Genomic DNA, 14,925 nt, shown 5'->3' on the forward strand with positions numbered 1-14,925 from the left:
TCACGCCGGTCCTCGGCGTCCGGCCGCTGGCGACTGCGGCCGCTGTTGCTGCTGTACGGGTCGTACCCCGGTCTTGACCTGTCGCTTGTTCGCTGGACTGGCGGGACCACGCCCGACTGCGACGCTTGCGGGGACAACTCCTTGCAGTGCGTTCTTGGCGAGCTGCCTCATGATCTCGGCGTCGCGATGCGCGGCCGGGGTGTTTGCTGCGGCTGCCTGCAGCGAGGCCAGGACGGCTGGTGCTGCTGCCTTGTTCTGGGTGTTGCGGGTGGTGGTGGGTCTGGTTGTCTTGGATTCCAGTGAGTCCAGAAGGTTTTTTGTGATCCTGCCCTCAGGGGTGTTCGGTCCTACGCGGCGAAGTTGCTCCTGGGCAAAGGCGCGCAGGGTGGAGTGAACTTCGGCGGATTTCAGGTCGGCCAGCGGTGTCGGGCGGGCAGGCGGCTGCTGAGTGCGCGGCTGGGTCGGATTGGTCGTGGCCCCGGCGATCCGCTGGTCGAGGCTCGCGACTTGGTCTGGCCTGATGAGGGTGGGCCGTAGGGATGCGCCTTGCTGTCCGATGGCGGGGATCGGACCGACAATGCCGAGGCTGTCGAGGGTCTGTAGGGCGCGTTCGGCATCGCTGTAGCTGAGGTCGAGCCGGTCTCGAAGTAGAAGGGGAGAGGCGGGGCCGCCTTCGGCGATGATGCGGGCGGCGGCACGGATGGTCTCCGCCGGGAGGGGATTCCCGTCGAGGAGGGCCTGAGGCCGGCCTGTGATCTCCAGGCGCAGTCCTTGTGCAACCTTTCTGAACAGTTGAGCCTGCTCGGGGTGGCTTCGTCCGAGTTGGTCGGCTCGCACGTCTAGGTGTCGTGCGAGGTCTGCGCGGGCGGTGATGGGGTCGGGAGTGGGTCGGGATCCTGCGACCAGCTCGGAGGGTTCCCGCAGAGCGGCGTGTTCGGGCAAGGGCAGCTGGCTCTGCTGGGCCGCGTCGGGTACCCCGCTGGCTCGCGCGTGGTTCTGGCCGAGAGCGTCCTCGTGGTGGGCGTTCACGATCCATTGTTCTTGAAGGGCGAGCCGCCGTTGGGGGGCGAGGTTCGGTTGTTGGAGGCCGTGAAGGATTGCACGGCGCTCGGTGCGCAGCGTCTGGGAGGCGCGGGAGCGGCTTAGGAAGGAGGTGTCGTCGTAGTAGCCCTCGGGTCGGAATCGGTCGGACGGCAGGGTCCCGCGTAGGTGCTCGCGGTGCTCCTCGAGGTGGTGTCGGGCTCTGCGGGCGAGTTCGTCGATGCGGGTGGGAGGCTTGTTGCTGCTGGCACGGTGGTCGGTGAAGTTGGCGAGGAGGTCGCTGGCCTTCTCGACGGCGCGCATCCAGAGGGTTCTGAGGAGTCCGAGGGAGCGCAGGTCGGTCGCGAATCTGTCGCCGCTGTCGAGGGCTGCCTGGAGGGCGTCGGACATGCGGTTCCAGAGGGACATGATCCCGTCCCAGGCTCGGTTTCCGGCCCGGCCGAGGTGCCGATCCATGTCTGTCAGCCAGGTGCCGATTCCTTGGCTGGCGCTGCGCAGCCAGGTGGGTCGGTGGTTGTCGGCCGGTTTGGCGGCGGGCTCGGCCGGTGGTGGTTCAGGCGAGGTGTGGGCCTGGGGCGGTGTGTTGGATGGCTGCTGCTCTCGTTCGGTGCGCATCTCCTTGGCGAAAGCCTGCAGATCTGCTTCGATGCCGGCCTGTTCCTGAGCGGCTTCCGGCGAGGGTTGATGTCCCAGGACCCTGGCCCGCAGTCCGTCGGCGGCGCGGAAGAGGTTTCGCAGGGCGGTCCAGGCCGGAGATCCGCTCTGGCCGCGGGCCGCGAGCTCGCTGCCGAGGCTGAATGCGGCGGCGGCGATGCCTTGGGCGCCGAGAGCGGTGACGGCCCGGGCCAGACGTTCGAGTCGGGCTTCCCCGGGCGTGTGCTGAAGGTGCTCGTTGATCGTCGACCAGGCATTCATGGCGGCGGCCTGGATGCTCTGGATCTTCAGCCACTGAGGCATGTTCAGGTACCAGGCCGCGTCACGTTCGACGGCGCCGATGGCCTCGGCCAGGGTGGCGGGGCTCTCCGGGGTGGTGGTGGTCTGGGTGGCGGCGGCGTCTTCCGGGGTGAACATCTGCTCGACGTGGGCGCGCAGCGCAGCAATCTCCCGGCGCAGTTTCTCGACCCGTTCTGTGGCGCTTGGAGTGTCGCCTGCCGTTTCGGTGATCGCGGTGGCCGCGGTGTCGGTGAGTTGGTCTATCGGGGTTGCCTGGTTGTCGGGCGAGCTGAGTCCGGCGGCGGTGTTCGTCGCTGGGTTCGCTTGTGCCTGCATGGTGGCCTGGGCCTGTGGTTGTGGGGCGGTGCCGGCCGAGGCTCCGCCTGGCGTCGGGCGCTGCCTGACGGCTCGCGGTGTGACACCTGGAGTCACCGGACCGACGGCTTCGGCCGTTTCCATGGCGTCGAGGAGCTTCTCGGCGGCCGCGTAGTCGATCCCCAGGTGGTACCAGAGCGGGAGCGGTGAGGCGGTGGCGCCGAGGCTGATGATTCGAGTCGCCTTGGTGATCAGCTCGGGCGGGGGGTCGCTGAGGACGGGGGCGCCTGGTCGGTCGGACGGGCGGCCGGTGACCTCCAGGCGTAGTTGCCGGGCTGTGTCTCGGAATGCTGCCGCGACGTCGGGGCGGTCGTTTGCCTCCTGCGCGGCTCGCGTCGTGAGGTGTCGAATCAGGGCCAGTCGTGCGCCCACGGGGTCCTGGCCGGCGGGGGCGCCGGCAACGAGCCGGGACGGTTCACGAGCGGTGAAGTCTCGGTCGATCCACACGCGGTGCTGTGTGTCGGGGAAGGCTCCGTCGATGGGATCGCCGTAGGTGGCGCGGTTCTCGTCGTCCTCGCCGCGGGCGTTGAGGATCCAGCGTTCCTGGAGTTCCAGTCGCTGTTCGACGGTAAGGTCGGTGCGCTTGAGCTCTGCGGTGATGAGGCCGCGGGCGATGGCGAAGCTCGGTCCTTCGGCGGATCCGACGGGCTTGCCCATGGGGTGCCGGTAGGGGTCGTCGGGCTGGCCAGCCCGGCCTTGGGGGGCGGGGGTTGTCACGCTTGGTTCCTCCTTCGGGCCGGGTTCTGACGGGTTGGGTGACTGTGTAGGTTGCTTTGGGGAGTCGGCCTGAGTGAGGATCTGCCGGACGCGGCCGATCTCCTCGTAATTGGGGTGCTCGCCTGCCGCGGTGATGAGGTGCCGCAGCGCTTGGTCTCCATCGCCACGCGCGAACATCTCCGTGGCCTCGATGACCCGCTCCTCGAGCCCGCGCAAGTGGTCCGGCCCGTCGACAAGGCGGAACGCCAGGTCCCGGACGAGGTTGAGGAACTGCACGCGTTCAATCGGGGCAACGCTGGTGGGCAGTTGCTCCGGTAGCTGGCCGGCCCAGTAGGTGAGCCATGCGGGCGAGCCGACCGGCGCGGGGGTGGGCGGGACCGGTTCCGGCGCGAGTTCGGGTGCTGGCGCGGGCTCTGATTGTTCGATTGCGTGCGGGATGGTGGAGGTGTCCTCGGGGTGGGGCGGAGCAGCGGCTTCTGGTGCGGTCATGCTCGGCCTCTGGGTGTGGCCCGGTTGCGTCGTGGTTGCCGTTTCCGCCCGGGCTGCGCGCAGTTCACGCATGGAGGCATCTGCCAGAGCCTGGTCGGCGAGGTGGGACAGCTCGCGTTCGATCTCCTCCGCCAGCGTCTCCGTGTCCAGGCCCAGGACGGCCAGTCGGGGCAGTTGGCGCGAGATCTGCTGCGGGTCTCCGGATTTGATGATCAGCTCGACGGCCGTCTCGGTCGCCTTCCACGCCTGGTTCGGGTCACCGATCAGTGGGGCGAGTTCGGCGTCCAGGACGGCGTCGAACGCCGGCTGCAGGTGAGCGAGCATGAGGGAGTGGAGCGCGTCAGGGCCCTGCGTTTCGAAGATCCGACCGGGGTCGTTCTTGACGCGAGGGTCGTTGCTTGCGGGCAGTCGGATCGCGAAGACGCGGCCCTGCCAGTTGCGGAGCAGGTCCCAGGCTGCTCGCAGTGCCTTGTCACCGGCTTCGTCCGGGTCGAACACGAGGACGATGTCGCGTCGCGGGTCCAGGGCTGCGAGTGCCCATACGTGCTGTTCGGTGAGGGCGGTTCCGCATGGTCCGGCGGGGATTGGTGCGGGGCGGTCGTCGCGGTGCAGGGCCTCGCCCACGGCCACGAGGTCGAAGGCGCCTTCCGCGATGACGAACGGGCCTTGGTCGTCCAGGGCCTGGCGGTGGTGGCCGAGGCCGAGCAGGGCCTCGGCCTTGGTGTACAGGGCGGTGTTTCGGGTGTTCATCCACTTGGGGCTGGTGGCGGATTCGCGCAGGGCGCGCCCGGTGAATGCGGTCACGTGGCCGTCGCGGCTCAGTATGGGGAAGGTCACGCGGTTGCGCAGAGCATCGAACAGGCCTCGATCGCCGTCCGAGCTGACGCCGGCCGCGAGGAGTTCGGCGTCGGTGAAGCCCTGGGCTCGCAGGGCATCGGTCAGGTAGGTGCCCGAACCGCCGGGGGCGTAGCCGATGCCCCAGTTCGCGGCGATGGGGCTGTCCGCGGCCACGCCCCGTTCGGCGAGGTAGCGGCGGGCGGGCTCGGATCGTGCGCCCGTGCTGAGGCTGTTGACGAGCAGGTGCTGGGCGGCGGCCAGGAGTTGGTGGAGTCGTTCGCTGGTGGGTGTGTCGGCCGGTGTCGGGGTCTGCGGAGCAGGGGCTTCGTCCGGCTTGGTGTGTGGCTCGACGACGGCAGGGGCGCTGAGAGCGGCAAGGAGGTCGTTCGGGTCGGCGGCCCGAAGTTCGGTCGCAGTCCACGCTGCCGCGTTCGGGTCAGGCTCGTGGCCGAGCGCCGCGGCGGCTTTCGCTCCTTCGGGGGTGGGAACGACAGCGAGATACAGGACCTGTTCGTCGATGACCGGCCCGGGGGCGGCGTCCCGTGCCAAGCGGGCCATTCCCGGCTCCGAGTCCAGAACGTCCTGGTACTCGTCGAGCCTCGCAAGCAACGCGGTGCGAACGATGGTGGCTGGGTCCTGGGGGTCGGGGGACGGTCCAGTCCCTGTCGGCTTGGCGGCGACGTCGACGGCATCGGCGGTGGGTTCCTCAACGTCGACAGGAACCTCAGGGGCCTCGGCGGCTCCTGCGACCTTCTCCGGCTCGGCCGTCGTCGCCCGGGCATCGGGATCGTCGGGCTGGGGGGTGATGGCGCCGGCGATGGAGGTGTTGCGGGCCACCGTGTGGCTGGTCAGGGTGCCGCCGATGTCGAGGTCGAGGTGGACGGCACCCAGGGCGTCTGTGGTGGCGGCGACGATCTGGGCTACTTGGCGTGTGGGGTGGCCGGGGATGGTGATGGAGATCCAGTCGCCCTGCTCGAGCTCGTCGGCCCAGGCGTGTCCGTCCTGGGGGGCTGCCCGGTTGGGGTTGTGCTCGAACGGGGCCCATTCACGGACGAAGTGGGACCCGTAGCGCTGGTGGTCCCGTTCAAGGCCGGCGCGGGTGGCCAGCAGCAGGTGTGCCAGGGTGGAGGGGTGAGCGCCAATGCCGACGAGGTGGCGGGCGAGGGCTTCCTCGAACTGCGGGTCCGCGAAGTCGAGAGGCGGGGTGGCGCCGGCCAGCGGTGGCGTGTGCAGGAGGATCGCCGCCCGGCCGGCGAATGCGATCGCCTCAGCCTTGCTGATGAAGCGCCGCAGGGCCGGGGGCAGGGGGGTGAGCGCGCCGCCAGCAGGCATCAGGTTCCACCCGTTGTCCGCGCGGAAGGTAACAAACAGGCCGTCCGCTACCGGGTCGAGTGTCTTGGCCTGGTGCGCCATGCGCAGGGCTTCGCGTCGCTGGTCGTCCGCCTGCTCGGCCGCGGCGGTCAGCAGTGAACGTGCGGCCACTGCGTCGGTGGGCCGGGTGGTGCCCGGCATGGGCCGGAAGGTGAGTATGCCTTGGCCTGTCTTGTCTCGGGCGATCAGAACGTGGACCGGCTCAGTCGTGATGACCTCGTACCGGCCGCTGCCGCTGCTCGGTGGCCTGACAGCCGGCTCCGCGCCGTGCACGCGAACAGGACCGGCGGTGTCGACCCAGCCGTCTGGAAGCACCGCTTGGGAGGCCCGCGCCCACGCCTCGGCGTCCCGGGAGCGGCGCGGCAGGCTGACGGCGTCCATCCAAAACGGCGACGCGAAGACGGGGGTCGCACGCCAGCCAGGGTGCGTGTGGTCGAGCGCGTCCGCGACGGCGCTCGCCTGGTCGCTGCGCGCGGGACCTCGATGCGAGCAGCACAGGCAGGCGCCGCGGTGATCGTTCCCGCGGGACTCGACGCTCGGCCAGTGGCTGTCCGGGGCGGCGCCGTCAGGAACGGTGGTGGGGTGCCCAAGGGCAGTTCGCCAGGCGGCCTGCTGATCTGCGGGAGGAGCGGCTGGCGCCGGGGGTACAGGCGGCCCGGTGGCTGGGGCGGGTAGGCCTTCTGTACGGGGTTCCGGCGTCGGGAGGGTGTCTTCGGGGTGCTTGGTCGGCGCCAGGCTGGCTAGGGCGGGGTTCAGGACCTGGTCTGCGGTTGTGGCGGTCTGATCGCCGGCCGGGTGCGTTCGGGGGGCCACGCTGTCGGGGTCGGGTGCTTCCTGGGGTGTACCTATGTCTGTCGTGATGGGGGTAGCTGACATCGAGGGTCGGGGAGGTGGCGCGGTCGGCGTGGTGGTCTGGAACTGCGTCTGCGGGGAGGGGGGCTGTGGGAATGGGGAGGCGGGCTCCCGGTGGGCACGCAGGCGGGCCGCGGTGCGGGCGAACGTGCCGTCGTCGTCCAGGCCGGGGGTGGCGGCGAGTGTGTGGGCGATGGCCTCGGCCAAGTCACGGCCTTCGCGGTCGCGGAAGTCCCTGATGAGCTCGTCCACCTCGGGGGCGTCCCAGGAGAACGGACTGCCGTCGGCGTTGGTGATGGACTCCAGTGCGTTGGCGACCATCTGGGCATGAGTGCGAGTGCTGATCTTGCCGAGGTTGTTGATCCTGGTCAGGAACCACGGCAGCCGAATCTCCCAGCCCGCGTCGTTGCCACGGTTCGGGCGGCGCCCGCTGATCGGCTTTTCGCCGGCTCGCATGATGACGAGTCGTCCACCCTCGGAGAGGGAGAAGTGCTCGTCAGCGGACAGACGGATGCGTTCCTCGTGGCGCATCCGGGCTGCTCGCTGATCGTGTGCGCGGGGAATCGTTTGTTGGCGGTAGTGCTCCCTCAGATGGTCGGCGTCGTCGAAGAACGGCTGGTCGCCGCCATCGGCCTGTGTGTCAGGGGCAGTGAGCGCTCCGATCGACGTCGGCACCGCGGCGCCCCACGAGCGAAGAGAGGTGGCGAGCTGGTGGAGTGCCTGTGCCGCGCGGCGAGGGTCCGTGTTCCGCTCGGGGGTGCCAAGTGCGAGGGCAGCGATCGTACGCCCCCATTCCCCGGAGGCTGCTCTCCTCAGGATGCTGGTGGGGTCGGCTTCATCACCGGACGCGCCGGGGTCATCGGGCGTCTGGTCGGCCGGCAGCGCAACGACGGAGGCGGCACCGACGATTCGCGGCTGCCCGGTAGCAAGGTCGGTGGCCTGCCAAGGGCCCGTGCCGGTCTCACGGAGGCGTGCGATGGAGTAGCTGCCGTCGCTGTTCTGCACACGCACGTCCTGGCCCTCGGCGAGCGACCCGGGAGCTGCGGAGAACGCCCACCCGTCGGGGACCTCCACATCGGGTCCGGTCGCCCACGCCCCCGCGCCGAGGGCCAACGTGCTGAGCTCGGCTTCGGGCGTCGCTTCCAGGCGCCCGACGAAGTGTTCGGCAAGGGTGTGAAGGGCGCGGGCGGCCCTGCGAACCGACCTGATCGGGTGCCCGGCGTCTGTCCTCGCCTCGATCCGGACGTTGTGGTCCTTGTGGCGTGAGGCCCTCTGCGCGGCATGTCGTTTCGCGTCGTCCGGGTGGCCGGCCAGGACGCGAGCAGCCGTGACCATGTCTGGCGGCGGGATGAGATTCTCCGCCGTCAGGGCGGTAGAGGGGCCCGATCCGGAGTCGGAACGGGCGGCAGCCAGGATGCTCTTCGACGCCTCCTCCGCCGTGATCTCGTTCTTGCCGATGAGGGCCTTGAGGAGAACCAGTGCCTGCCTCAGCTGCTGATGCGCACGGAGGAGGGTGGCCGGGTCCGTGAACGGGCCGTCTTCGTCGAGGCTCGGCTCCGTTGGGCTCTCTGGTGCTGCGGTCACCTCTGCCAGGGGCGGGACGGTGGCGGCGGTGGTGATCACGGCGTCGCGTCGCATGGCATATACGGAGGCGATGTTGTGGAATTCGCCGTTGGTGGTGCGGAGGGTGTTGGGGTTGGCGTCGGCGACGGTAAGCCAGTCGTTGTCGGCGATCAGGACGTCGTCGCCCGTTTGGAGGGGTTGTGCGACCCATAGCGCCACACGGCGGTTGAAGGACAGGTCGGAGAGTACAGCGCGCAGGTGACTGCGCTCGGAGGGCGACAGGTCTGCGGTGTCCGGCTGAACCGTCCTCTGAGGCTCCGCCTCGGCTTGGGTTGCCACCGTCCGCGCGGCTGGCAGGAGCAGCGCGGGAGCGGGAGCCCCAGGGGCCTTGGGCATGACGGCGGCGATGTCCGCGGCCGAGAATTCGATCTTGCGAGCGTGTCGGGTGTGACCTGTGTAGCGGTCGCCTGCCGGGTGTTCAGTGACCGAGTCGACGGTCACCGTGCTGTAGCTGGTGACAGCGGGCCGGGTCATACGCGGCGAGTACCTGCCGACCGTGTTCGGTGTGTCGGGTCTGGCGAACGGGCCGTCCAGGTCGATGACGCGCGCCTGGTCCCCGACCGCCAGCTGCGGAGGAATCTGGTCATGCGTGATCACGGTCCATCCGGCGGGGGCGGCCTGGCGGGCTGTTGCCCGCTCCTGCGCGTCGGCGGCCAGCTCGAGGCGGGCACGTCGCAGTTCGGTCCGCGGCTCGCCCGCGAAGACCGAGTGCTTGCCCACCGTGCCGCTGACGAGGACCTGGTCTCCTGCCGCGACAAGGCTGCCTTCCGGGTTCCACAGGACCAGGGACTGGCCGGCGGAGGTGCGCAGCCGGACGAGGAGTGCAGGGCCCTTGGCGCCGTTGACGATGTCGGATTCGACGACCTCGGCCAGGATGGGGGTGAGTACCTGGCCGGGCTGGCCGATGTAGTGGGCGCCTTCAGTGTCGGGGATCGGGGGTGCTTCGCTCACCGGGTCCCCTTCTGAGGGCTGGGTGGAGGTGGTGGGTTCGCTGCTGGTGGGGTCAGCCGTGGGAGCCGATTCGGATGTCTCTGTGGCTTGCGGTGCGGGTTCGCCGGCGTCGGTCGGTGCCTGGGTCGGTCGGGTGTTCTGATAGGGAGTAGCCCATGGGTCAGGCTCGCCGGGGCGCGGCAGGGTGACGAGGCGGGTCTCCGCCTCGTGGGCCTTGAGGGGAAGCCACTCGGCGAGGCGCTCGAGGACCTGCTTCCGGCGACGTTCCGCTGGGGTGCTGTCGCCGGTCTCGGCGGCGGCGGTGCGAGCGGCCTCGGCGTAGGCGCGCATCTGGGCAGAGCTGAAGACGTACCGAAGCCACACTCCGGGCCTGAAGTTGAGCGGTTCAGGCCCGTTCTCGAGGTCGTCAGGGAGTTGCAACAGGTCGATTTCGCGTACCCGGGCGGCCGTGAGGGTCAGCTCCTCGCGGGCTTCACCGGGGAGAGTGGGACGCTTGTCGCGGCGCAGGCCGGTCGTGTGGTCGTAGGCGGCGCCCTTGGCAGCCCGGAGCTGCGGAATGCCCGCGGTGTCGGGCATCGCGTCGTGCCACTGCATGAGGTGGGGGGCGCCGCCTCTGGCGTCCTGGCCCCACCATTCGCGTCGCCCCTTCAGGTCGGTGCGGGCCCGGATCCAGCCGATGATGTTCCCGTCCGTGTCGGTGACGAGTCCATGGCCGGCGGCTTCGTCGAGATGCGAAAGGCGTGCGCCTTCCTCGGCGAGGTCGATGCCTTCGGTGGTGGCGGCCTGGGCCAGGGCTGCAGGCCAGGCCTCTCGGGAGCGCTGGGGTACGGGGTCCTCGCCGGGCCGCCACAGCTCGCGCACCGGCCGGGGTACGTGGATGCCTTCGTGGGAACGGACGAGAGCGCTGCCCTCGTCGTCGACGCCGATGAACCGGCCGACGAGACCCTGGTGGCCGTGGACTTCCTCTCCGAACTCGAAGGGGCTGGGTGCGGTGCTGTCCGGGGCTGCGTCGGGGGCTTCGGTGCCGCTCACGGCACCGGGTTGTTCCTCCTCGGTCGCTTCTGCCTCCGTTTCGTCCTCGGGAGCGGAGCGGAGTCGATCCCGCCGCTGCTTCTCGTCGGCCTCCGCCCGCTCGATCAGGCCGGCCCGGTCGGCCTGCCGCTCGGCTGTCACGGCGTCCGCAGCCTGGTCCTGCTGGGCCTTGCCCTCCCCGCGCTGGCGGGATGCCCGTTTGGCAGCCCGGGCGGCCCGGGTGTCGCCGTCGGCAAGGGCGGCGTCATACAACGCGGTCTTGACATCCGGAACTGGTTGTCCCGCGTCAACGGCCGGTCCGACGAGGGTCCACACGAGGTCGTTGAGCTTGTCCTCCCAGTCGACCCAGGTGCCGGCCCCGGAGAGTGCGTGGGCCACGGTGGCTGTCTCGCGGCTGGACCAACCGTCGCCAGTAAGGCGGTGCGCGAGGTGCTGGTGGCAGATGACCACGGTGCCCAGAGGCGATCCGTTGTCATCGAGGATCTCCACCAGGAAGCGGCGGTCTTTGGCCTTGGACGCGCAGGATCCAAGGTGCTGGGGTCCGCCTTCCGCGCAGGGTTCGTCCGTCTCTCGGTAGGTACTGACGACCCGGAGGCGGTCGTCGGGCACGTCGAGCAGGCCCTGGTAGGTCAGCTGATGGGCAGCGAGCTCCAGGCGGGCCCCGTCGCCGTAGCGCCGGTTGGGGTTCTCCCCCAAGCGGCCACGCTGGGAGATCTCCCAGCCCCACGGATAGTCGGCGGCGATGGCTTGGCGTCCGAAGCGTGCCACGCGCACGACGCCGGGCTCCATCTCCTCGGTTTCCAGCGTGAGTGAGAACGGCACCTGCTTGTTCAGGTGGCCCCAGCGTTCCCACCGGCCGGCAGCCAGCGCCTGCGACTGGCTGTCGCGCCGAATCCAAGCCAGTGCCACAGCCCTCGTCGGGTTGTGTCCGAGCCACTGGTAGCCACCGTTCGAAGACGACTGCGACCAGGGCATCCAGGTGACACGCCAGGTGGCAGTCTTGTAACTCTCCTTCGTCAGACGGTACTTGTAACCTTCCTTGCTGGTGAAGACCCAGTCCTCGTCGGCTGGGGGGTGATAGCGGAGTTCATCCGGGTTCTGCGGGCGCTCGTACGGTATGACGGATTCGCCGGGTTCCAGTCCGGCCTGGACGGTTCCTGCGTCGTCGGAGGTCGTTGTGTGCGGCTGCACGGGCAGTTTCGTCCGGTCGGGCTCCTCCTGGGGGCGCGCTGTCGTCTCCTCGGTCCGGGAGGCGGCGCGATTCTGCGCGATGGCGTCGAAGATCGCCGGCCAGCTGGTGGAAGTGGCAACGACTGAACCGCCCGGACCCGTCAGGTGTAGTGGCTCCCCCTCTGTGATGATGTCTCGGACCACGGTGAAGGACTTCTTGTCGCGTCGGGTGACGGTCCAGGAGTTGTCGCCGTGGTCGGCGAGGGTCATTCCGGCCGGCGGGATCGGTTGGTCGCCCTCGGTCGTCAGGGCGAGGCTGAGCTGTCCGGCCTGGGTGTCCTCGGTGATGGCCGCCTGATCAGGCGTGTCTGGGCCCGGGGGTGCGAGCGTGGGATACTGGGGGCTCGCTTCTGGCGGTGTCTGGTCTTGTGGGGGCTCCGGGTCGCCGGCGGCGCGCAGCGTGTCCTGGGCGGTGTCGGCAGTGGTGATGGGCGGGGTTCCGTAGGGGTCTGCAGCCAATGGGTCCGCGGGTGCTTGGGCGGCCGGTTCGGGGAGCCCGAATTCTCGCTCTTGCATGTCGAGCCAGTTGCGGCCGCCTGCGGCCGGGGACGCGGTTTCGGCGGGCCGGGCGGTGCCCAGGTTGGCTGTGTCAGGGGGGATCTTCTCGGTGAAGGTCTGTCCGTGCCGTTCTCCGCTGAGGGTCAGAGAGCCGTCGTCGGCTCGTTCGACCGAGCGCAGGACGAACGGCTCGCCCCAGCGGTCTGGGGTGACAGCGAGTTCGCCTCGTCGGGTGATCTCCGGGTGGGGCAGCCGGGCGGTCTCACCGGGAGCGACCTGTGACCAGCCCGCGTGGCTCCAGCCGGCCGGTGTCCGGTCCTCGTGGCGCCTGCGCAGCTCGTGGCATCCCGCGACTGCGTCCGGTACTGCCCCGAAGATCATGTCCATCGCGGAGCCGCCCTCGACGTCCACGGCCTGGAACCCGTTGCCAGCAGGCACAACGCAGCCGATCAGAGTGCCGTCCTCCTCGGTGACCCGCACCAGCTGCGGAGGTGCCTGCTCCGGGTGGGCCATCCACCCGCGCAGTTGGGCACGTTCCTGCTCGCGGCTGACGTTTCGGCCGCGGTGGTGCTCGGCGCGCTTGGCGAGCAGAGTGCGTCGGCGTTCGATCAGGGGTTCGTGTGTCGGGTCTGCGACAGGAAGGTCGAGGTTGGCGAGTTCGGCGGTGACCTCGGCGGATGTCATCTTGGCCGGGTCAAGCGAGCCCGGGCGGGCGTGTCCTGTGGGGGCCGGCGAGGCGGCAGTGGTGATCTGGCCGGCCCTGCGTCGGGCGATCACCCATCCCGGCCGGACCGGCGTGGAGTCGCCGGTGTCGAGGGAGGTCATCTGAACGGTGCGGACGGTCTGCCACCAGCCCTGGGCGACGAGGATCTCGTCGCCGGGCTGAAAGTCGACGGGCGACCAGCGGCGCGAAAGCTCGTCCGCGGTGTGGGACTCAAGTCGACGGCGTTCGTCGGAGGCAAGCTGCTCGAGCGGTTCGTCGTGGCGGCCGCCGGGCTCGAGGGCGGCCGCACGGTCCGCGGCATCGAGGTAGACGGGGATCTCGCGCCCAAGGTCGGCCAAGCGCTCGACCAGCCAGTTCACACGGGTATCGCGCTTGACACGCTGCTTCCAGGTTGTCGGCAGTTCCCAGTCGTGCACTCCGCGTTCGGCGGTAGCACGCCGGAACCCGCCGACATCCTTGCGGACCTGGTCGAACTCCTTGTCTTTGGCATCGACGCCGTGCAGGCGTGTGACAGATCCGTTGTGCTCGATCCAGAGCTGTGCCTCGACCTGCACGGCAGCTCGGGCAGGAGCCGAGGTGCTCTGCTCCACGCCCTGCTCGACGACAGGCTGGGGCGACTGCGTCGGTTCCCTGCGGGGCGCAAGCTCAAGCAGGGCGCGCTTGGTCGTCGCGTTGACGATCTCCCAGGTTCCCACCATGCGGTACCCGTTGCGCAGGACGAGAGCCTCGGCTCGGTCGGTGCGCACCGTGGCGATGTCCGGTACTGCCTTTGGCGTCGCCCGGCGGGCCCGGTCGCTTGAGGACGGGACGAGCCACCCTCCGTCCGATTGCCGGATCTTGTACTCGGTGCCGCCGGTACTCGGGTCGACGGAGACGTACACCCAGTCGGGGCGGGGCCCAGTGCTTTCGGGTTCGTCCGCAGACGGGGGCCTGTCGATGCTACGGCCCTGAGCAGCGCTGTAGCGGCGCAGGACGTGCAGCAGTTCTTCCCTGCTGTCCGCCTCCAGGTGGTGATCGTCGGTGTCTGCCATGTGCAGGATCTCGTCGTCGCTGATGACGAAGGTCCGGCCCCCGGTGGTGAACTGTAACTGGGCGTTGGGAAGGCCCTCCTGCTGTTCATCGTCGGTGGTAGGCGCCTTGGGCCACAGCGTGGTGTCGGTCGGGAGTTCGAACAGTTCCGCGGCTCGGCGCACTGCCGCCGGTGCCAGGCCCTCGGCGTCCTTTGCCGTCGCGAGGGGCAGTGTGTCCCCGAAGTACAGCTTCCACTGCCTGGCTCCGTTGTCATCCCGTTCGAAGCGCGCGGAGAATCGCAGGCCGTCGACAGAGATCGCGGCCGCGCTGTCGTGGTGGCGCTGTATGCGGACCAAGGGCGGGAGTGGGGCAGCGTCACGTGTGTCCGCGGTTGGCGCGCTCTGGGAGGCCTCGACCCTGTCGGCAGTGATTGCGGCCGGGCCTGGAGGTGCGGTAGGGGTGGGCGGCTGCGGATCGGCTTGTTCGGGTGCCGGTGTCGCCGTCTGTGCTGGGCTGTCGAAGTCGAGCTGTTCCTGTCCGGGCGGCTGGGCCTTGGTCTGGCGCTGCTGCCGCTTCGCCGACGTGGTGTCCGGGCGGTACGGGACGGGCATGCCGGCCGGCATCGCGACGATCTCCGAGGCGGGGAAGACGAAGGGGAAGCCGGGGTCCATGCTCTCGTAGTGCTCGCGGCCGGTGAGCGGGCCGATCCTCGTGGAGAGATGGCTGCTGCCGCGGCCTCGAACACGGACCGTCTCACCGCCTTGGAGGCTGAGGTGGCCGCCGGTGACCGCCTGCCATCCCTCGGGGGTGGGGTCATCGCTGGCGTCATGCTCTGTCGGGGCGATCGCGCCGATGGCGCTGACCCGGATCAGCTCCGCGCGCTCCGCCGCCGCCTGCTGGTGTGCCTGTACCCGGACATCGGCAAGCAGGCGTGCGGCTAGGTCCTGCTCGTCAGGACCCGCGTCAACGACGTATTCGGTGAGGGGGTGAACGCCCTCCAGGTGCCGGCCGGCGGTTGAGTACGCCTGGTCTTCGTCGGGGAGCCAGGTGTAGATGCGCAGATTCGTCGAGCCGAGCCGTTCGGGTCCGGTGCCTGCTACAAGGAAGGGTCGGCCGAACAGCTTGTTCCCGAAGTACTGGGGGCGGATCTCCCGGGCGATCTGGCCTGGCAGCAGTTCGTCGGCGCGCAGGATCCGGCTGGTGGCAGGCAGATCCGATGCCCAGTCCGGCCTGGGCATCGG

At 69.7% G+C, this 14,925-nt stretch carries 1 protein-coding gene (cut by a window edge); it reads right to left on the bottom strand.

Annotated features, from left to right (window positions below; genetic code table 11):
* Positions 1-14,925: the final stretch of a DUF6349 family protein gene (locus ACFVU7_RS42835; RefSeq protein WP_388051852.1), read on the bottom strand. Its footprint extends 21,468 nt past the window's final position; the window shows 14,925 of its 36,393 coding nt (coding positions 21,469-36,393); its start codon lies beyond the right edge, outside the window; the stop codon is at positions 1-3.

It is taken from the genome of Kitasatospora sp. NPDC058046, assembly GCF_042885595.1.
Lineage (GTDB): Bacteria > Actinomycetota > Actinomycetes > Streptomycetales > Streptomycetaceae > Kitasatospora.